Consider the following 18882-nt stretch of genomic DNA (forward strand, 5'->3'; position numbering starts at 1 on the left):
GCCAATGGGACCAAAGCGCGTCAAGGCACAGGCGGTGCATAGATGGTTTTTACCCGGCTGTACACAAATCGTCTTGCCGATGCCGCAAACCCCGCGCCAGCGTTTAAACTGCGCCATTGCGATGCTATTTGTCGCATTGGCGTAAACCCGCGAAAATCACGGGTTGGCGCTATAAGAAGTTGTCGCTTGGCGGCAAGGCCGCACTGAAAACTGTCCTTACAATCCCTGCATCGCCCGCCAGTTTCAGGCAGGCGTTCCTCTTCAGGAGACTCCGATGTCCGTTGAGCAAGCCCCGGTGCAACGTGCCGATTTCGACCAGGTCATGGTTCCCAACTACGCACCTGCCGCTTTCATCCCCGTGCGTGGCGCAGGTTCCCGCGTGTGGGACCAGGCGGGCCGAGAGCTGATCGACTTTGCCGGCGGCATCGCGGTCAACGTATTGGGCCACGCCCACCCGGCGCTGGTCGGTGCACTGACCGAACAGGCCAACAAGCTGTGGCACGTGTCCAACGTCTTCACTAACGAGCCGGCCCTGCGCCTGGCCCACAAGTTGATCGACGCCACCTTTGCCGAGCGTGTGTTCTTCTGCAACTCCGGCGCCGAAGCCAACGAGGCCGCCTTCAAGCTGGCCCGTCGTGTCGCGTTCGACCGTTTCGGCACCGAGAAATACGAAATCATCGCCGCGCTGAACAGCTTCCACGGCCGCACCCTGTTCACCGTGAACGTGGGTGGCCAGTCGAAGTATTCCGACGGCTTCGGTCCGAAAATCGTCGGCATCACCCACGTGCCTTACAACGATCTGGAGGCGCTGAAAGCCGCCGTTTCGGACAAGACCTGCGCCGTGGTGCTGGAGCCGATCCAGGGTGAAGGCGGCGTACTGCCGGCTGAGCTTTCGTACCTGCAAGGCGCTCGCGACCTGTGCGACGCGAACAACGCGCTGCTGGTGTTCGACGAAGTGCAAACCGGCATGGGCCGCAGCGGCGAGCTGTTCGCCTACCAGCATTACGGCGTGGTGCCCGACATCCTCACCAGCGCCAAGAGCCTGGGCGGCGGTTTCCCGATCGCAGCCATGCTGACGCGTGAAGACCTGGCCAAGCATTTGGTGGTCGGCACCCACGGCACCACCTACGGCGGCAACCCGCTGGCGTGCGCGGTGGCTGAGGCGGTGATCGACGTGATCAACACCCCGGAAGTGCTGGCCGGTGTTAATGCCAAGCACGACCTGTTCGTTTCACGCCTGGAGAAGATCGGCCAGCAGTACGGCATCTTCACTGAAGTGCGTGGCCTGGGCCTGCTGCTCGGTTGCGTGCTGAGCGATGCCTGGAAAGGCCGTGCCAAGGACATCTTCAACGCCGCCGAGCGCGAAGGCCTGATGATCCTGCAAGCCGGCCCGGATGTGGTGCGCTTCGCCCCGAGCCTGGTGGTGGAAGATGCCGATATCCAGGAAGGCCTGGACCGCTTCGAACGTGCGGTGAAAGCGCTGACGCAAGCCTGATGGACCGTTCGGCGCTTGAGTGATCGGGCGCCGAACACAAATTTTGTATGCCGGGCTCGGTCGATGTGGGCGCTGGCTTTTGTGGGAGCTGGCTTGCCTGCGATGCAGACGACCCGGTTTACCTGTTGCACCGAGTTGATGCTATCGCAGGCAAGCCAGCTCCCACAAAAGACTCCCCACATTGGATCTGTTTGAATTCAGGTCCCGTGCCCGGCATTTTTCCCTCTGTGAGTTTTTCGAGTTAAGGAGTGACACCATGCTGGTGATGCGCCCCGCGCAAATGGCTGATCTGGGCGAGGTACAGCGTCTGGCTGCGGACAGCCCGATTGGTGTCACCTCCTTGCCGGATGATGTCGAACGCCTGAGCGACAAGATCGCCGCAAGCGAAGCGTCCTTCGCCGCCGAGGTCAGCTTCAACGGTGAAGAAAGCTATTTCTTCGTCCTTGAAGACACCGACGGCGGCAAGCTGGTGGGCTGCTCGGCCATCGTCGCATCCGCCGGCTACTCGGAACCGTTCTACAGCTTCCGTAACGAAACCTTTGTGCACGCCTCCCGCGAGCTGAAGATCCACAACAAGATCCACGTGCTCTCGCAGTGCCATGACCTGACCGGCAACAGTTTGCTGACCAGTTTCTACGTGGTCCCGGAGCTGGTGGGTTCGCCGTGGTCGGAACTCAACTCCCGTGGCCGCCTGCTGTTCGTGGCCGGCCACCCGGAGCGCTTCGCCGATTCGGTGGTCACCGAGATTGTGGGCTACAGCGACGAGAACGGTGATTCGCCGTTCTGGGACGCGATTGGCCGCAACTTTTTCGACCTCAACTACGCCGCCGCCGAGCGCCTGTGCGGGTTGAAGAGCCGGACCTTCCTTGCCGAACTGATGCCGCATTACCCGATCTACGTGCCGCTGTTGCCGGACGCCGCCCAAGAAGCCATGGGCCAGGTGCACCCGCGAGCGCAGATCACCTTCGACATCCTGATGCGCGAAGGCTTCGAGACCGACCATTACATCGACATCTTCGACGGCGGCCCAACGCTGCACGCGCGGGTGTCGGGTATTCGTTCGATCGCCCAGAGCCGCGTGGTGCCGGTGAAGATCGGCGAGATGGCCAAGGGTGTCGGCCGCCAGTACCTGGTCAGCAACGGCCAGTTGCAGGATTACCGCGCGGTGATGCTGGAGCTGGACTACGCGCCGGGCAAGCCAGTGACCCTGGACCTGGAAGCCGCCGAGGCCCTGGGCGTAGGCGAAGGCGCGAGCGTGCGCCTGGTAGCGGTATAAACAGAGTTTCGCGGGTGGCTGACAACAGCGGCCCGTTTGAGGAGATAGCATGATCGTTCGTCCCGTACGCAGCAGCGATTTACCGGCCCTGATTGATCTGGCGCGCAGCACCGGCACCGGCCTCACCACCTTGCCGGCCAATGAAGAGCGTCTGACCCACCGGGTCGGCTGGGCTGAAAAGACCTTTCGCGGCGAAGCCGGGCGCGGTGATGCGGATTACCTGTTCGTGCTGGAAAACGATGAAGGCCGCGTGGTGGGGATTTCCGCCATCGCCGGTGCCGTCGGCCTGCGCGAGCCCTGGTACAACTTCCGGGTCGGCCTGACGGTCAGCGCTTCCCAGGAACTGAACATCTACCGCGAAATCCCGACGCTGTTTCTGGCCAACGACCTGACCGGCAACTCCGAGCTGTGCTCGCTGTTCCTGCACGCCGATTACCGCAACGGCCTCAACGGCCGCATGCTGGCCAAGGCGCGCATGCTGTTTATCGCGGAATTCCCGCAGCTGTTCGGCAACAAGATCATTGCCGAGATGCGCGGCATGTCCGACGAAGCCGGGCGCTCGCCGTTCTGGGAAAGCCTGGGCCGGCACTTCTTCAAGATGGAATTCAGCCAGGCGGACTACCTCACTGGTGTGGGCAACAAGGCGTTTATCGCCGAACTGATGCCGAAATTTCCGCTGTACACCTGCTTCCTGTCCGAGGACGCACGCAATGTGATCGGCAAGGTCCACACCGACACTGAGCCGGCCTTGAGCATGCTCAAGAGCGAAGGCTTCAGCTACCAGGGTTACGTCGATATCTTCGACGCGGGCCCGGCGGTGGAATGTGAAACCACCAAGATCCGCGCGGTACGCGACAGCGAAGCGCTGGTATTGGCAATTGGCACGCCGGGCGACGACGCCACGCCGTTCCTGATCCATAACCGCAAACGCGAAGATTGCCGCATCACCGCAGCGCCGGCGCGGTTGGCTGCGGGCACCCTGGTGGTCGATCAACAGACCGCCAAGCGCCTGCAACTGATCGCCGGTGATCAAGTGCGTGCCGTACCGTTGTCCGCTGCCCGGGAGTCGAAATAATGAATTCGTTGTATATCGCTGGTAGCTGGCTGGCTGGCCAGGGTGAAGTGGTTGAGTCGCTGAACCCGGTGACCCAGCAGGTGGTGTGGTCGGGTAACAGCGCCACCGTCGAGCAGGTCGAGTCCGCCGTTCAGGCTGCGCGCCAGGCGTTCCCGGCCTGGGCCAAGCGTTCCCTGGAAGAGCGCCTGAGCGTGCTGGAAGCCTTCGCCGCCAACCTGAAAAGCCGTGCCGACGAACTCGCCCGCTGCATCGGCGAGGAAACCGGCAAGCCTTTGTGGGAATCGGCGACTGAAGTCACCAGCATGGTCAACAAGGTCGCGATCTCGGTGCAGAGCTACCGTGAGCGTACCGGCGAGAAGAGCGGCCCGTTGGGCGACGCCACTGCCGTATTGCGCCACAAGCCTCACGGCGTGGTGGCGGTATTCGGCCCTTACAACTTCCCGGGTCACCTGCCTAACGGCCACATCGTGCCGGCCTTGCTGGCGGGTAACACCGTACTGTTCAAGCCCAGCGAGCTGACCCCGAAAGTCGCCGAGCTGACCGTGCAATGCTGGATCGACGCCGGCCTGCCGGCGGGCGTATTGAACCTGCTGCAAGGCGCGCGGGAAACCGGGATCGCCCTGGCGGCCAACCCGGGCATCGACGGCTTGTTCTTCACCGGTTCCAGCCGCACCGGCAACCATCTGCACCAGCAATTTGCCGGGCGCCCGGACAAGATCCTCGCGCTGGAAATGGGCGGCAACAACCCGCTGGTGGTGGACGAAGTGGCCGATGTGGATGCTGCCGTCTATACCATCATCCAGTCGGCGTTTATCTCGGCCGGCCAGCGCTGCACCTGTGCTCGTCGCTTGCTGGTGCCGGAAGGCGCCTGGGGCGATGCGTTGCTCGCTCGCCTGGTGGCGGTGAGTTCTACCATCGAAGTCGGCGCATTCGACCAGCAGCCCGCGCCATTCATGGGCTCGGTGATTTCCCTCGGCGCCGCCAAGGCGTTGATGGATGCCCAGGAATTGCTGCTGGCCAATGGCGCCGTGGCGCTGCTGGAAATGACCCAGCCACAGGCCCAGGCCGCGCTGCTGACGCCGGGCATTATCGATGTGACCGAGGTTATGGATCGCGCGGATGAAGAGCTGTTCGGCCCGCTGCTGCAAGTGATCCGCTACGCTGATTTCGCGGCGGCGATTGCCGAGGCCAACAACACCCAATACGGCCTGGCGGCCGGTTTGCTGTCGGATTCCGAAGCGCGTTACCAGCAGTTCTGGCTGGAGAGCCGTGCCGGGATCGTCAACTGGAACAAACAGCTGACGGGCGCTGCGAGCAGCGCGCCGTTTGGCGGCGTGGGCGCTTCGGGCAACCATCGCGCCAGCGCCTATTACGCGGCGGATTATTGCGCGTACCCGGTGGCCTCGCTTGAGACCCCGAGCCTGGTGTTGCCAGCGTCGCTGACCCCAGGCGTAACGCTTAAGTGAAAGTGACACTGATCTAATGTGGGAGCTGGCTTGCCTGCGATGGCATCACCTCGGGGTATCTGAATGACCGAGTTGCCCGCATCGCAGGCAAGCCAGCTCCTACACTTGATCGGGTTAACAGATACAGATCTGCACTTGATGCCTATAAAAATACAGATGTTCGTGGAGCCTCGCCGATGAAATCCTGTGAAGTCAATTTTGACGGTCTCGTGGGGCCGACCCATAACTACGGCGGTTTGTCCTACGGCAACGTCGCGTCCCAGAGCAACAGCCAGCAGTCCTCCAACCCGAAGGAAGCCGCGCTGCAAGGCCTGGCGAAGATGAAAGCCCTGATGGAAATGGGCTTCGTGCAAGGTGTGCTGGCGCCCCAGGAACGCCCTGATGTGGCCGCCTTGCGCAGCCTCGGCTTTGCCGGCACCGACGCCCAAGTCATTCAGCAAGCCGCCAAGCAAGCCATGCCATTGTTGGTAGCCAGCTGCTCGGCGTCGAGCATGTGGGTGGCCAACGCCGCGACTGTCAGCCCAAGCGCCGACACCGCCGACGGCCGCGTGCATTTCACCGCCGCCAACCTCAACTGCAAATACCACCGCAGCATCGAACACCCGACCACCAGCCGCGTGCTGGGGGCGATGTTTGCCGATGGGAAACACTTCGCCCACCACGCCGCGTTGCCGGCCGTGGCGCAGTTCGGTGACGAAGGCGCGGCCAACCACACCCGTTTCTGCCGTGACTACGGCGAGGCGGGCGTAGAGTTTTTCGTGTTCGGCCGCAGCGCGTTCGACACCCGCTACCCGGCGCCGCAAAAGTACCCGGCGCGCCAGACCCTCGAAGCCTCCCAGGCGGTCGCTCGCTTGCACGGCCTGCGGGATGACGGCGTGGTCTTCGCCCAGCAGAACCCGGCGGTGATCGATGCCGGTGTATTCCACAACGACGTGATCGCGGTGGGCAACGGCGAAGTGCTGTTCTATCACGAGGATGCGTTTCTCAATACCGAACAGATGCTCGGCGAATTGCAGGGCAAGCTCGGCAAACTCGGCGGCAATTTCCAGTCGATCTGCGTGCCCCGGGCCCAGGTCAGCGTTGAGGACGCGGTGCGTTCCTACCTGTTCAACAGCCAGTTGCTGACTCGCGCCGACGGCTCGATGCTGCTGATCGTGCCGGAAGAATGCCGCGCCAACGAGCGCGTCTGGCAGTACCTGCAAGGCCTGACGTCTTCGGGCGGGCTGATCCGCGAAGTCAACGTCTTCGACCTCAAGCAAAGCATGCAGAACGGCGGTGGCCCGGCGTGCCTGCGCTTGCGCGTCGCGCTGAATGAAACCGAACTGGCGGCGGTCAACCCAGGGGTTATCATGACGGCGCCGTTGTACGACACGCTCACCCAATGGGTCGACAAGCACTACCGCGACAGCCTGCGGGAAACCGACCTGGCTGACCCGCAATTGCTGCTTGAGTGCCGGACGGCACTGGATGAACTGACGCAAATCCTTAAACTGGGCTCGGTTTATCCTTTCCAGATCAATTAACGCCGCACGGCTGAGAACTATTTATGACCACCGACACCCTGAAACTGATCCTTGAAGACACCGACGGCACCCAGCTGGAAACTTCCTGCACCCGCGTCGCCGTGGTCTGGCAGGGCAAGGAGATCTGGATCCAGCACGACGGCCGCGGCCAACTGCTGATCGGCGTGGACGTGGAAGAAGGCGACGCGGAATACGCCAACCTGCTGATGCGCCCATTGGCCACCAACCTGATGAGCCTGCAACTGGAAATGGAACCGGCCGACGTTGAAGGTGATGACGACGATCACGTCCACGGCCCAGGCTGCAACCACTAAGGAAGCTGCGTATGCTCGCCCTCGGCAAACTGCTTGAACTGACCCTCGCCGGTCGCGAACCGGCGCAAAAAATTCAACTGACTGTCGACGGCGTGCAACTGCGCTGGCTCAGTGAGGGCGCGCTGGAAGTGCGGCCTCCTGAAGCGCGGGACAACGGCTGCGACGTGCTGCTGTCGTCCGGCATCCACGGCAACGAAACCGCGCCGATCGAATTGGCCGACCGCTTGCTGCAGGGCATTGCCCGCGGGGAGATCAAGCCCCGTACCCGTATTCTGTTCCTGTTCGGTAACCCCGAGGCCATGCGCCGCGGCGAGCGTTATCTCGAACTGGACGTCAACCGGCTGTTCAACGGCCGTCACGAACAAAACATCGGCCCCGAAGCCATGCGTGCCGCCGAGCTTGAACAGTTGGCCCGCACGTTCTTCAGCGTGCCTGGGCGTAGCCGCCTGCATTACGACCTGCACACCGCCATCCGTGGCTCGAAGATCGAGCAGTTCGCGCTGTACCCGTGGAAGGACGGTCGCCAGCATTCACGCCGTGAACTGGCGCGCCTGCGAGCCGCCGGCATGGAAGCGGTGCTGTTGCAGAACAAGACCTCCATCACCTTTACCGCGTTTACCTATGAGCAACTGGAGGCCGAGTCCTTCACCCTGGAATTGGGCAAGGCGCGGCCGTTCGGGCAGAACCAGGGCGTGGACGTGTCCCGCCTGGAAACCCGCCTCAAGCAGATCATCGAAGGCAACGAGCCGGCCACCGAGAGCCTTGATGGCCTGAAGCTTTTCAGCGTCTCCCGGGAAGTCATCAAGCACAGCGATACCTTCGTCCTGCATTTGCCGGCCGACGTGGAAAACTTTTCGGAGTTGGAGCTGGGTTACCTGCTGGCCGAGGACATTGCCAAGACCCGCTGGGTGATCGAGGAGGAGGGCGCACGCATCATCTTCCCGAACCCGAAGGTCAAGAATGGCTTGCGAGCGGGGATATTGATCGTGCCGACCACGGATGCGGGCCTGGCCTGAATCCCGAGACTGACTCGGTCAGAATGTAGGAGCTGGCTTGCCTGCGATGGCATCACCTCGGTACACCCGACAGACCGAGGTGATGCCATCGCAGGCAAGCCCGCTCCTACAGTGGTTTGCAGTGCTGCTTAAACCGCTACAGCCCGTGGTTCGTTGCGGCGCAGTGCGCGAACCTTGTGCAGGGTGTCGGCGCAGGTACGTGCCGCTTCCTGGCCCTTGTGCACGAAGTGCTCATAAAAGAATGTGTGGTGCTCGCTGCCGGCGTGGAAGTGGTGCGGGGTCAGGGATACCGAGAACACCGGCACTTCGGTTTCCAACTGAACCTGCATCAGGCCGCTGACCACCGACTGGGCTACGAACTCGTGACGGTAGATGCCACCGTCCACCACCAGTGCGGCCGCGACGATACCGGCATAACGGCCGGACTTGGCCAGCAGCTTGGCGTGCAGGGGCATTTCAAAGGCGCCGCCGACTTCAAAGAAATCGATGTCCGATTCCTGGTAGCCCTGGGCGATCATTTCGGCGAGGAAGCCTTTGCGGGATTGGTCGACAATATCCTTGTGCCAGCAGGCCTGGATAAACGCGACGCGCTCGCCGTGATGGTTTTTGCTTTTGCTGTCGATTGCGGTGGGTTGCATGTTCTGACTCCTGTTTAAGAAAAAAACAGGGCGTTATGAATCGAATGGGATTTAAGGGTACGGACAGCCTGCTCATGCAAACATGACGTCAGCGTTCGGCCCTTAGGTGCCAATCCCGTTCTCTCTTCATCCGGACTATGACCGTCGGCCCCGGGATCACACCGGGTCTGCTGACCTTGTCGCCGTGCTGCCGAGGCAGTTCGAGGCGCCAAGCGCTCGCGGGCTATGCACGTTGCGTGCAATTACCGCCGGTGGGGAATTACACCCCGCCCTGAGAACGTTGCCGCCAGAACCCTGGCGGCGGAGAGTTTTTATCATGGTTTTTCAGAAACTGCACGGTTGGTGTATCGATAACCTATATCGGTTTGTTTGGTTGGTATTCGATTGTGCAAGCACGGGGCTTGATATTCCGCGGGTTTGCCCGCAGTAATCGTTAACACAAGGAATGCTCCAATCCGCTAGAGGCTAGTTTGATGACCGTGATTGACCTGCGCAGCGACACAGTGACCCAACCGACCCCCGGCATGCTCGACGCGATGGCGACTGCCGCCAGCGGCGACGACGTCTACGGTGAAGACCCGAGCGTCAATCGCCTGGAAGCCGAATTGGCCAAACGCCTGGGGTTTGCCGCCGCTTTGTTCGTGCCTACTGGCACCATGAGCAATCTGCTGGCGTTGATGGCGCACTGCGAGCGAGGCGAGGAATACATCGTCGGCCAGCAGGCCCACACCTACAAATACGAAGGCGGCGGCGCGGCAGTACTCGGCTCGATCCAGCCTCAGCCGCTGGAAGTGCAGGCCGATGGTTCGTTGAACCTGGAGCACGTGTTGGCGGCGATCAAGCCGGACGACTTCCACTTCGCCCGTACCCGCTTGCTGGCGCTGGAAAACACCATGCAAGGCAAAGTGTTGCCGTTGGAATACCTGGCCGCGGCGCGAGCATTTACCCGTGAGCACGACCTGGCCTTGCACCTGGACGGCGCGCGGCTCTACAACGCGGCGGTCAAGCTGGGGGTGGATGCCCGGGAAATTGCCCAGCACTTCGATTCGGTGTCGGTGTGCCTGTCCAAGGGCCTGGGCGCGCCGATCGGCTCGGTGCTGTGCGGCTCCACGGCATTGATCGCCAAGGCGCGACGTTTGCGCAAGATGGTCGGTGGCGGCATGCGCCAGGCCGGTTCGCTGGCGGCGGCGGGGCTGTATGCCCTGGATCACCAGGTGCAGCGCCTGGCCGTCGACCACGCCAACGCCCAATGGCTGGGGGACGAACTGCGCGAGGCGGGTTATACGGTGGAGCCGGTGCAGACCAACATGGTCTACGTTGATATCGGTGACCGGGCCCAGGCCTTGAAGGCGTTTGCCGCCGAGCGTGGGATCAAGTTGAGCGCCGCGCCGCGCCTGCGCATGGTCACTCACCTGGACGTTAGCCGGGCGCAGATCGAGCAAGTGCTCGCGACATTTGTCGAGTTTTCCCGAAAATGACAGTGCAGACCGTCTAATTGACTGTTTCTATCACATAAACACGCTGTACCACGGGCAAAGGGCCGATATAATGCGGCCCTTTGCCGTCGCTCCGTCTGATGACGTTTAGCACTGGCCTTTGGCCGCAGCCTCCGTGGAAGAACCTAATGAAAAGCGCAGAAATCCGTGAAGCCTTCCTTCGCTTCTTCGAAGAGCAAGGTCACACCCGTGTCGCCTCCAGCTCCTTGATCCCAGGCAATGACCCAACCCTGCTGTTCACTAACGCGGGGATGAACCAGTTCAAGGACTGCTTCCTGGGCCAGGAAAAGCGCGCCTACACCCGCGCCACCAGCAGCCAGAAGTGCGTACGCGCCGGCGGCAAGAACAGTGACCTGGAAAACGTGGGCTACACCGCCCGCCACCACACGTTCTTCGAAATGCTGGGCAACTTCAGCTTCGGCGACTATTTCAAGAAAGATGCGATCACCTTCGCCTGGACCTTCCTGACCGGCGTGCTGAAGCTGCCGAAGGAAAAACTCTGGGTCACCGTCTACGCCACCGATGACGAAGCCTACGACATCTGGACCCAGCAGATCGGTGTGCCGGTTGAGCGCATGATTCGCATCGGCGACAACAAGGGCGCGCCTTACGCCTCCGACAACTTCTGGACCATGGGCGATACCGGCCCGTGCGGCCCATGCACCGAGATTTTCTACGATCACGGCGCCGACATCTGGGGCGGCCCACCGGGCTCGCCGGAAGAAGACGGCGACCGCTACATCGAAATCTGGAACAACGTGTTCATGCAGTTCAACCGCACCGCCGACGGCGTGTTGCATCCGTTGCCAGCGCCGTCGGTAGACACCGGCATGGGCCTGGAGCGGATCAGTGCGGTGATGCAGCACGTTCATTCCAACTACGAAATCGACCTGTTCACCAACCTGCTGAGCGCTTCGGCTGCGGCCATTGGCTGCGCCAACGACAATCAGTCGTCGCTCAAGGTCGTGTCGGACCACATCCGTTCCTGCGGCTTCCTGATCGCCGACGGCGTGCTGCCGTCGAACGAAGGCCGTGGCTATGTGCTGCGCCGCATCATCCGTCGCGCCTGCCGTCACGGTAACAAGCTGGGCGCTACCGGCAGCTTCTTCTACAAGATCGTTGCCGCGCTGGTGGCCGAGATGGGCGATGCCTTCCCGGAACTCAAGCAGCAGCAAGCCAACATCGAGCGCGTGCTCAAGGCGGAAGAAGAGCAGTTCTCCAAGACTCTGGAGCACGGCCTGAAGATCCTGGAACAGGACCTGGCCGAGCTTAAAGGCACCGTGGTGCCGGGCGACGTGGTGTTCAAGCTGTACGACACCTACGGTTTCCCGATGGACCTGACCGCCGACATCGCCCGCGAACGCGAGCTGACCATCGACGAAGCAGGCTTTGAGCGTGAGATGGAAGCCCAGCGCGTCCGTGCCCGTTCCGCCAGCTCCTTTGGCCTGGACTACAACACCCTGGTAAAGGTTGATGTAGCGACTTCGTTCATTGGTTATGAGGCCACCGTTGGCTCGGCCAAGATCGTGGCTATCTATAAGGACGGCAAGTCGGTCGACGTGCTGAACGAAGGTGACGAGGCGGTTGTAGTCCTCGACCAGACCCCGTTCTACGCCGAATCCGGTGGCCAGGTTGGCGACTGTGGTTTCCTGAGCTCGACGTCCGGTCGCTTTGAGGTGCGCGACACCACCAAGACCGGCGGTGCTTTCCTGCATCACGGCGTGCTGGTACTGGGCAACCTGACTGTCGGCGCGCCGGTGGACACTCAGGTAGATGCCGACGTACGGCATGCAACTGCTTTGAATCATTCGGCCACTCACCTGCTGCACGCTGCGTTGCGTCAGGTATTGGGTGAGCATGTGCAGCAGAAGGGTTCGTTGGTGGACAGCCAGCGCCTGCGCTTTGACTTCAGTCATTTCGAGGCGATCAAGCCTGAGCAGTTGAAGGCCCTGGAAGACATCGTCAACGCCGAGATTCGCAAGAACACCCCGGTGGAAACCGAAGAAACCGACATCGAGACCGCCAAGCAAAAAGGCGCCATGGCGTTGTTCGGCGAGAAGTACGGTGACGAAGTTCGCGTGTTGAGCATGGGCGGCAGCTTCTCGGTGGAGCTGTGTGGCGGTATCCACGCCAGCCGTACCGGCGACATCGGCCTGCTGAAAATCATCAGCGAAGGCGGTGTGGCTTCCGGCGTGCGTCGTATTGAGGCGGTCACCGGTGCTGCGGCCCTGGCCTACCTCAATGCAGCTGAAGAACAACTCAAGGAAGCGGCCAGCCTGGTCAAGGGCAGCCGCGACAACCTGATCGACAAGCTTTCCGGCGTACTGGAGCGCAACCGTCAGTTGGAGAAACAACTGGAGCAGTTGCAGGCCAAGGCGGCCAGCGCAGCGGGCGACGATCTGTCGGCTTCCGCGTTGGACGTCAAGGGCGTGAAGGTCCTGGCCGTGCGCCTGGACGGTCAGGATGGCAAGGCCCTGTTGGCCTTGGTCGATCAGTTGAAGAACAAGCTCGGCCGCGCAGTGATCCTGCTCGGCAGTGTCCATGAGGATAAGGTCGTTCTGGTTGCCGGTGTAACCAAGGACCTGACTGGCCAACTCAAGGCCGGTGATTTGATGAAACAAGCCGCCGCGGCAGTGGGCGGGAAGGGCGGTGGTCGTCCGGACATGGCACAAGGCGGTGGTGTAGACGCCGGTGCCCTGGACGCGGCCCTGGCCCTGACCGTGCCGTTTGTCGAGGCAGGTATTTAAGACGCTGTTAATGAGCTCGTGGTCTAGTCGCGGGCTCGGTCAGTGCTGGTTGATTGAATAATAGGCGCCCCTTTACGGGCTGAGGCGGCTTAGAAATGGCTTTGATCGTACAGAAATTTGGAGGCACCTCGGTCGGCTCTGTCGAAAGAATCGAGCAGGTCGCCGACAAGGTTAAGAAATTCCGCGATGCCGGCGATGACCTGGTGGTGGTGCTGTCGGCCATGAGCGGCGAGACCAATCGCCTGATCGATCTGGCCAAGCAAATCAGTGGCGATCAACAACCGGTTCCCCGTGAGCTGGACGTGATCATTTCCACCGGTGAGCAGGTGACCATTGCATTGCTGGCCATGGCGCTGAACAAGCGTGGTGTGCCAGCGGTGTCCTACACTGGCAATCAGGTCCGCATTCTGACGGATAGCGCGCACACTAAAGCCCGCATCCTGCAGATTGATGATCAGAAGATTCGCGCTGACCTGAAGGCTGGTCGTGTGGTGGTTGTCGCCGGTTTCCAGGGTGTCGACGAGCACGGCAACATCACTACCCTCGGTCGTGGCGGTTCCGATACCACCGGCGTGGCCCTGGCAGCAGCCCTGAAGGCTGACGAATGCCAGATCTACACCGATGTGGACGGCGTCTATACCACCGACCCGCGGGTTGTGTCCGTGGCCCAGCGCCTGGACAAGATCACCTTCGAAGAGATGCTGGAAATGGCCAGCCTCGGTTCCAAGGTGTTGCAGATCCGTGCCGTTGAGTTCGCCGGCAAGTACAACGTTCCGCTGCGCGTACTGCACAGCTTCAAGGAGGGTCCGGGCACCCTCATTACTATTGATGAAGAGGAATCCATGGAACAGCCGATCATTTCCGGCATCGCTTTTAACCGCGATGAAGCCAAGCTGACCATCCGTGGCGTGCCAGACACCCCGGGCGTGGCCTTCAAGATTCTCGGGCCAATCAGCGGCGAAAACATTGAAGTCGACATGATCGTGCAGAACGTTGCGCACGATAACACCACCGATTTCACCTTCACCGTGCACCGCAACGAGTACGATGCGGCGCAGAAGGTGCTGTTGAACACTGCGAGCGAGATTGGCGCCCGCGAAGTGGTAGGCGATACCAAGATTGCCAAGGTGTCGATCGTGGGCGTGGGCATGCGTTCCCATGCCGGCGTTGCCAGTCGCATGTTCGAAGCCCTGGCCAAGGAAAGCATCAACATCCAGATGATCTCCACCTCGGAAATCAAGGTGTCGGTGGTGATCGAAGAGAAGTACCTGGAACTGGCTGTACGCGCATTGCATACCGCTTTTGAGCTGGACGCTCCGGCCCGACAGGGCGAGTGAAGCGTTGCCAGGAAGGCGCGGTTATCCGCGCCTTTCATTTTTTTGTCGGGCGTGTGGTGAAGGCCTGTTCTTTTACCTGTGCTCGACAATACTTAGGCGGGTAGGGCTACGGCCATTTGGTTGTAGGTCGAATGCCTTTTTTTTGCAGACTGTTGTTCCCGAAATGAAATGCGTGAGGAGAAAGGTATGCTGATTCTGACTCGTCGATGCGCAGAAAGCCTGATTATTGGTGATGGCGAAATCACCGTGACCGTGCTCGGCGTCAAAGGCAATCAAGTGCGTATCGGGGTTAACGCTCCGAAAGAGGTGGCTGTCCACCGCGAGGAAATCTACCTGCGGATCAAGAAAGAGAAGGACGAAGAACCAAGCCATTAATTTTTATCGTTTTTTATGTTTGCAAACGGGGATGAAGCTGGTTAATATACGCCCCGTGTTGCGGAGAGCTGGCCGAGTGGCCGAAGGCGCTCCCCTGCTAAGGGAGTACACCTCAAAAGGGTGTCGGGGGTTCGAATCCCCCGTTCTCCGCCATTATTTGCTTAGTACGTTGCAATCTGGTTTTTTCGCTAAGTTGTTGAAACTAAACGAAAAAATAGCTTTACATAGAGATTGAACGGCCTATAATGCGCGGCAACAAATGCACTCGTAGCTCAGCTGGATAGAGTACTCGGCTACGAACCGAGCGGTCACAGGTTCGAATCCTGTCGAGTGCACCATTTAAGAGTTAGTTGCAGCAATGCAGGTAGCTTGGCTTCAACCAGTTGTGATCTGGTCTAAAAACACAATCTGCACTCGTAGCTCAGCTGGATAGAGTACTCGGCTACGAACCGAGCGGTCACAGGTTCGAATCCTGTCGAGTGCACCAAACAACAAAAAGCCCGCCTAGTGCGGGCTTTTTGCCGTCTGGGGTTTTTATTTCCCGCGGCGACTTTTTCTCTCGCCCATGTGTTTTCCTTTCGCGCTGCGTCGTCGCAGTTCATAGGTGCGGCCAATGCTCAGCTTTGTGTCGCAAGCGCTTGTTCTTTCCAGTTTTTTGACGTTAAAAGCGGCCGCCCGGTGTATCATTGCGCCCGTCAGCCCCGCCGGGGCTTGTGGAACACCTCCATGGACTTACCCAGTAGTTACTCAGTACCCCGTTCTACCAATCATGAATTGACTGATTGATCCTTCCGGCGTGCCCCGCTGCTGGGAGTGGAGTTCGCCTATGACCGAAGTTGAAGTAAAGAAAACACAAGAAAGCCTGCAGGATCGCCTGGCCCAAGTCGTCGAGTTGCTGCAGCGCCAGCGTGTGGTCGAAGACCTGACGCACCGCCAGGACGGCCCTAACCGTGACCGGGTCGAGAACCTGGTTCACCGGCAAAATCTCGTCGAGCTGCAACGCAAGCTCGATGACCTGCACTCCGCCGACGTCGCCTACATCCTCGAAGCCTTGCCGCTTGATGACCGCCTGACCCTGTGGCAGTTGGTCAAGGCCGATCGCGACGGCGACATCCTCCTCGAAGTATCCGACTCGGTCCGTGAAACCCTGATCGCCGACATGGACGATCATGAACTCCTGGCTGCCGCCAAGGACATGGATGCCGACGAACTCGCTGACCTGGCTTCCGAGCTGCCGCGTGACGTCGTCCATGAGCTGATGGAAACCCTCGACGGCCAGCAGCGTGAGCGTGTGCGCTCGGCGCTGTCCTACGACGAGGAGCAGGTCGGTGCGTTGATGGACTTCGAGATGGTCACCATCCGCGAAGACGTCAGCCTGGAAGTGGTTTTGCGTTACCTGCGCCGCCTCAAGGAGCTGCCAGGCCATACGGACAAACTGTTCGTGGTGGATTACGAAGGCATTCTCAAGGGCGTGCTGCCGATCAAGCGCCTGCTGGTCAATGACCCGGAGAAGAAAGTCGCGGACGTCATGGCCAGTGACCCGGTGAGTTTCCATCCCGACGAAGACGCCTACGACGCCGCCCAGGCGTTCGAGCGTTATGACTTGATCTCGGCCCCGGTGGTCGACAAGAACGGCAAGCTGATCGGTCGCCTGACCATCGATGAAATGGTCGACCTGATTCGTGAGGAGAGCGAAAGCGAAGTCCTCAACATGGCCGGTCTGCGAGAAGAAGAGGATATCTTTGCGTCGGTCTGGAAGTCCCTGCGTAACCGCTGGGCCTGGCTGGCGGTCAATCTGATCACCGCGTTTATTGCATCACGGGTCATTGGGCTGTTTGAAGGCTCCATCGAGAAGCTGGTGGCCTTGGCTGCACTGATGCCGATTGTGGCGGGGATTGGTGGTAACTCGGGTAACCAGACCATCACCATGATCGTACGCGCCATGGCGCTGGATCAGGTGGGTACCGGGCATGGCAAGCGCTTGATGCGCAAGGAGTTGGCGGTCGCGCTGATCAACGGCCTGGTGTGGGGTGGCGTCATTGGTATCGTGGCGTACCTGCTGTATGGCAGCTGGTCCCTCGGGGTGGTCATGACCGCGGCCATGACGCTTAACCTGCTGCTGGCGGCCCTGATGGGTGTTCTGATTCCAATGACCTTGGTGCGCCTTGGGCGAGACCCGGCCATGGGTGCCAGCGTGATGATCACCGCGATGACCGACAGCGGTGGTTTCTTCATCTTCCTGGGCTTGGCAACCATCTTCCTGCTTTGATCCTTTCCTCTGATCGAGGGGCGTCAGCCCCTTGATCCATGTCCCTTTCCCAAATCCCAGGCAAAAAAAAGCCAGCTCGTGGCTGGCTTTCAGCTTTCGGTTGCCAATCAGTTGGCTTCTGCGGCTGCCTCAACGTCGTGGGCGATAAGCGAGACGAGAGCATTTTGCTGGCGGTGGGAGAGCTGACGAAAACGCTGCAGCAGTTCGCGTTCGTGCAGTGACAGCTCGGGGCTGTCGAGGCGCATGCTCAGCTCGTCGCCCAGCGCACCTTCCTGAATCAGGCTTTGTTCCAGGCGTGCGATGATTTCGGAGTTCATGCTGCGGTGATGATTGCGAGCCACCTCGGCAATGCGTTCCCGCATTCCGTCTGGCAGACGTACGACGAACTTGTCAGCCGTACGGCTGGAATAAATTGCCTGTTTCAATGGGCGCATATATTTAACCGGTTAGTTCAGGGGAGCGGTTTTTGGAATTGGCCGCAAGATGCATGTTAGGACAAGACTTGCTGCCAAATGTTCAACCTGAATTGCAAAGAGGCCGCATCATGCCTCAGATTTGCCAGTTCCTTGGCGTCAATTCTGTGACAAATATTGAACCGGCTACCGGCTTTATGCCAGTACTCATTTCAAAATTTGCGGACTGGTTGGAAAACTTTTCCACGGTTGCACCCAAACGGGGGTCAAGGCCGCGGGCCCTAGGCGCAAAAGGCTTTTCGGGCGCACATCCTATAGCAATATGGCCTTTTGCCCTTAACTTTAAGATTAGTGGCTAATTGCCAATTTACGAGGTCGGAGCGACATATGGTCTGCTGTTCAGGCGAGTGAACCAAGCTGTGGCAGCTATTGGGGAGGGGGACGAACGGAGGGGTTCAGCGCAGTACGGGATCGAATTTGATACGGCGCCCAATGATGATTGCCAGTACCCACAGGCTGCCAAACACGCCGGCGACGACGAAGGCGACGGTCTGTGCGTCTTGCGACACTACGTTCAGGCCGAGGCCGGCAGCGGCCAGGGCCAGTGTCAGAAACAGCCAGGCAGACTTGGTCATGGAATACTCCGGTAAGCGGTTCAGAAAACCCAGTGTTCAGTCGAAGGGGCAGCTTGGGTGCCCTGGGTCAGTTGCAGCGGTGATTGCATGTTCGGCTTCATGACTGCCAGTTGCGGGCGTTGCTGCAGGTGATGGGGGATCGCCTGGCTGACCTGCGCCGCGTCATCAGAGGTGCTGGATTGAAAATGGAACATCACCAGCGCAGCCAATGCAACGGTATTGAGGGCTAGTAGAAGTGCGCTGTTCATGGGCATGTTCTCCGCAGGTGGCTGGGCCGGACTGTATTTGTAGGATAAAGGATTGCAGGCGTCGTGCCAGTCTTTATTTGATAATAAATCCTTTAAAATCAAATAGTTAAATACTGTCCAAGTTGCATCGATGTTGCAATTTGCAATGATGGCATTTTGGGGGAGTGCATTTTGCACGATGGTCGCGAACTGCCCGCAATCATTGAGTGAAATGCGACCTGGTGTCACGGGCTTAGGCCTACACTCAAAAAGCCCACGGACGACATGACAAAATTCACCTGCGCCGTTAACATGCACGCCGTCCGTCGCCGCGCCCATGGCCGGTTGGCTGTCATTAGTCCCAGTAGCTCAATTGGATAGAGCATCCCCCTCCTAAGGGGAAGGTTGGCCGTTCGAACCGGCCCTGGGACACCATTTCTATCTAGCTTTCAACGGATTTTGAGTTTTCTAAGATTGGCTGTACCAGCAGCGTACCAGCGTCAGGTTTACTGGTTGCCTCAAATCCGATTAATCAATAGCGAATTCAGCCAGTCGCTTTAGGCGTCACCCACAGACTCAT

The 18882-nt window shown here is 60.0% G+C and carries 16 protein-coding genes, 4 tRNA genes and 1 riboswitch; of the genes, 16 read left to right on the forward strand and 4 right to left on the reverse strand.

Features of this window, described 5'->3' with window-relative positions; genetic code table 11:
• Positions 1-274 precede the first annotated feature (274 nt).
• The 7 genes from HX875_RS08840 (at position 275) to astE (ending at position 8165) form a co-directional block, all read left to right on the forward strand.
• The gene (locus HX875_RS08840) at positions 275-1495 is read left to right on the forward strand and encodes an aspartate aminotransferase family protein (protein WP_177042901.1); all 1221 of its coding nucleotides are present in this window, start codon (positions 275-277) and stop codon (positions 1493-1495) included.
• Between the two features lie 256 nt (positions 1496-1751).
• Positions 1752-2771 (forward strand): arginine/ornithine succinyltransferase subunit alpha, encoded by a 1020-nt coding sequence (aruF, locus tag HX875_RS08845; RefSeq protein ID WP_177042902.1) that lies wholly within the window; start codon positions 1752-1754, stop codon positions 2769-2771.
• Positions 2772-2820: 49 nt separating this feature from the next.
• Positions 2821-3846, forward strand: a complete 1026-nt coding sequence (astA, locus tag HX875_RS08850; protein ID WP_003214325.1) for an arginine N-succinyltransferase — start codon at positions 2821-2823, stop codon at positions 3844-3846.
• Entirely contained in the window at positions 3843-5312 is a 1470-nt protein-coding gene (astD, locus tag HX875_RS08855; protein ID WP_177043105.1) for a succinylglutamate-semialdehyde dehydrogenase, read from the forward strand. Before astA ends, astD begins: the two co-directional genes overlap by 4 nt.
• 176 nt (positions 5313-5488) lie before the next feature.
• Positions 5489-6835, forward strand: coding sequence for an N-succinylarginine dihydrolase (gene astB, locus HX875_RS08860; protein ID WP_177042903.1), 1347 nt, complete (start codon positions 5489-5491; stop codon positions 6833-6835).
• Positions 6836-6858: 23 nt separating this feature from the next.
• Positions 6859-7149, forward strand: coding sequence for a hypothetical protein (locus HX875_RS08865; protein WP_003214319.1), 291 nt, complete (start codon positions 6859-6861; stop codon positions 7147-7149).
• Positions 7150-7160: 11 nt separating this feature from the next.
• Complete coding sequence (gene astE / locus HX875_RS08870) at positions 7161-8165, forward strand: succinylglutamate desuccinylase (RefSeq protein ID WP_177042904.1); 1005 nt, start codon at positions 7161-7163, stop codon at positions 8163-8165.
• A 128-nt stretch (positions 8166-8293) separates the two neighbouring features.
• Here astE and HX875_RS08875 read toward each other — a convergent pair whose 3' ends face one another.
• Complete coding sequence (locus HX875_RS08875; protein ID WP_076015023.1) at positions 8294-8803, reverse strand: 6,7-dimethyl-8-ribityllumazine synthase; 510 nt, start codon at positions 8801-8803, stop codon at positions 8294-8296.
• Positions 8804-8916: 113 nt separating this feature from the next.
• Positions 8917-9086: riboswitch (FMN riboswitch) on the reverse strand.
• A 190-nt stretch (positions 9087-9276) separates the two neighbouring features.
• On the opposite strand from HX875_RS08875, the gene ltaE reads away from it, so the two are divergent.
• From ltaE to mgtE, 8 genes are all read left to right on the forward strand, one after another.
• Positions 9277-10281: a low-specificity L-threonine aldolase gene (ltaE, locus tag HX875_RS08880; protein WP_177042905.1), complete on the forward strand. Its 1005-nt coding sequence runs from the start codon at positions 9277-9279 to the stop codon at positions 10279-10281.
• Positions 10282-10427: 146 nt separating this feature from the next.
• Positions 10428-13046 (forward strand): alanine--tRNA ligase, encoded by a 2619-nt coding sequence (gene alaS / locus HX875_RS08885; protein ID WP_177042906.1) that lies wholly within the window; start codon positions 10428-10430, stop codon positions 13044-13046.
• Between the two features lie 95 nt (positions 13047-13141).
• Positions 13142-14383, forward strand: a complete 1242-nt coding sequence (locus tag HX875_RS08890; protein WP_010165647.1) for an aspartate kinase — start codon at positions 13142-13144, stop codon at positions 14381-14383.
• Positions 14384-14569: 186 nt separating this feature from the next.
• On the forward strand, positions 14570-14758 hold the full coding sequence (gene csrA, locus HX875_RS08895; protein ID WP_002554426.1) for a carbon storage regulator CsrA: 189 nt from the start codon (positions 14570-14572) through the stop codon (positions 14756-14758).
• 62 nt (positions 14759-14820) lie between these two features.
• Positions 14821-14911: transfer RNA gene (locus HX875_RS08900), tRNA-Ser, on the forward strand.
• Between the two features lie 108 nt (positions 14912-15019).
• A tRNA-Arg gene (locus HX875_RS08905) sits at positions 15020-15096 on the forward strand.
• 72 nt (positions 15097-15168) lie between these two features.
• Positions 15169-15245: transfer RNA gene (locus HX875_RS08910), tRNA-Arg, on the forward strand.
• A 339-nt stretch (positions 15246-15584) separates the two neighbouring features.
• The gene (gene mgtE / locus HX875_RS08915) at positions 15585-17027 is read left to right on the forward strand and encodes a magnesium transporter (RefSeq protein ID WP_177042907.1); all 1443 of its coding nucleotides are present in this window, start codon (positions 15585-15587) and stop codon (positions 17025-17027) included.
• 107 nt (positions 17028-17134) lie between these two features.
• Here mgtE and HX875_RS08920 read toward each other — a convergent pair whose 3' ends face one another.
• From HX875_RS08920 to HX875_RS08930, 3 genes are all read right to left on the reverse strand, one after another.
• Positions 17135-17461: an Arc family DNA-binding protein gene (locus HX875_RS08920; RefSeq protein ID WP_003175643.1), complete on the reverse strand. Its 327-nt coding sequence runs from the start codon at positions 17459-17461 to the stop codon at positions 17135-17137.
• A gap of 434 nt (positions 17462-17895) precedes the next feature.
• The gene (locus HX875_RS08925) at positions 17896-18075 is read right to left on the reverse strand and encodes a PA3371 family protein (RefSeq protein ID WP_177042908.1); all 180 of its coding nucleotides are present in this window, start codon (positions 18073-18075) and stop codon (positions 17896-17898) included.
• Between the two features lie 20 nt (positions 18076-18095).
• On the reverse strand, positions 18096-18323 hold the full coding sequence (locus HX875_RS08930) for a hypothetical protein (RefSeq protein ID WP_177043106.1): 228 nt from the start codon (positions 18321-18323) through the stop codon (positions 18096-18098).
• Between the two features lie 337 nt (positions 18324-18660).
• Between HX875_RS08930 and HX875_RS08935 the strand changes: the two genes are divergently transcribed.
• Positions 18661-18737: transfer RNA gene (locus HX875_RS08935), tRNA-Arg, on the forward strand.
• The last annotated feature ends 145 nt before the right edge of the window (positions 18738-18882 follow it).

It is taken from the genome of Pseudomonas yamanorum, assembly GCF_013386765.1.
Lineage (GTDB): Bacteria > Pseudomonadota > Gammaproteobacteria > Pseudomonadales > Pseudomonadaceae > Aquipseudomonas > Aquipseudomonas yamanorum_A.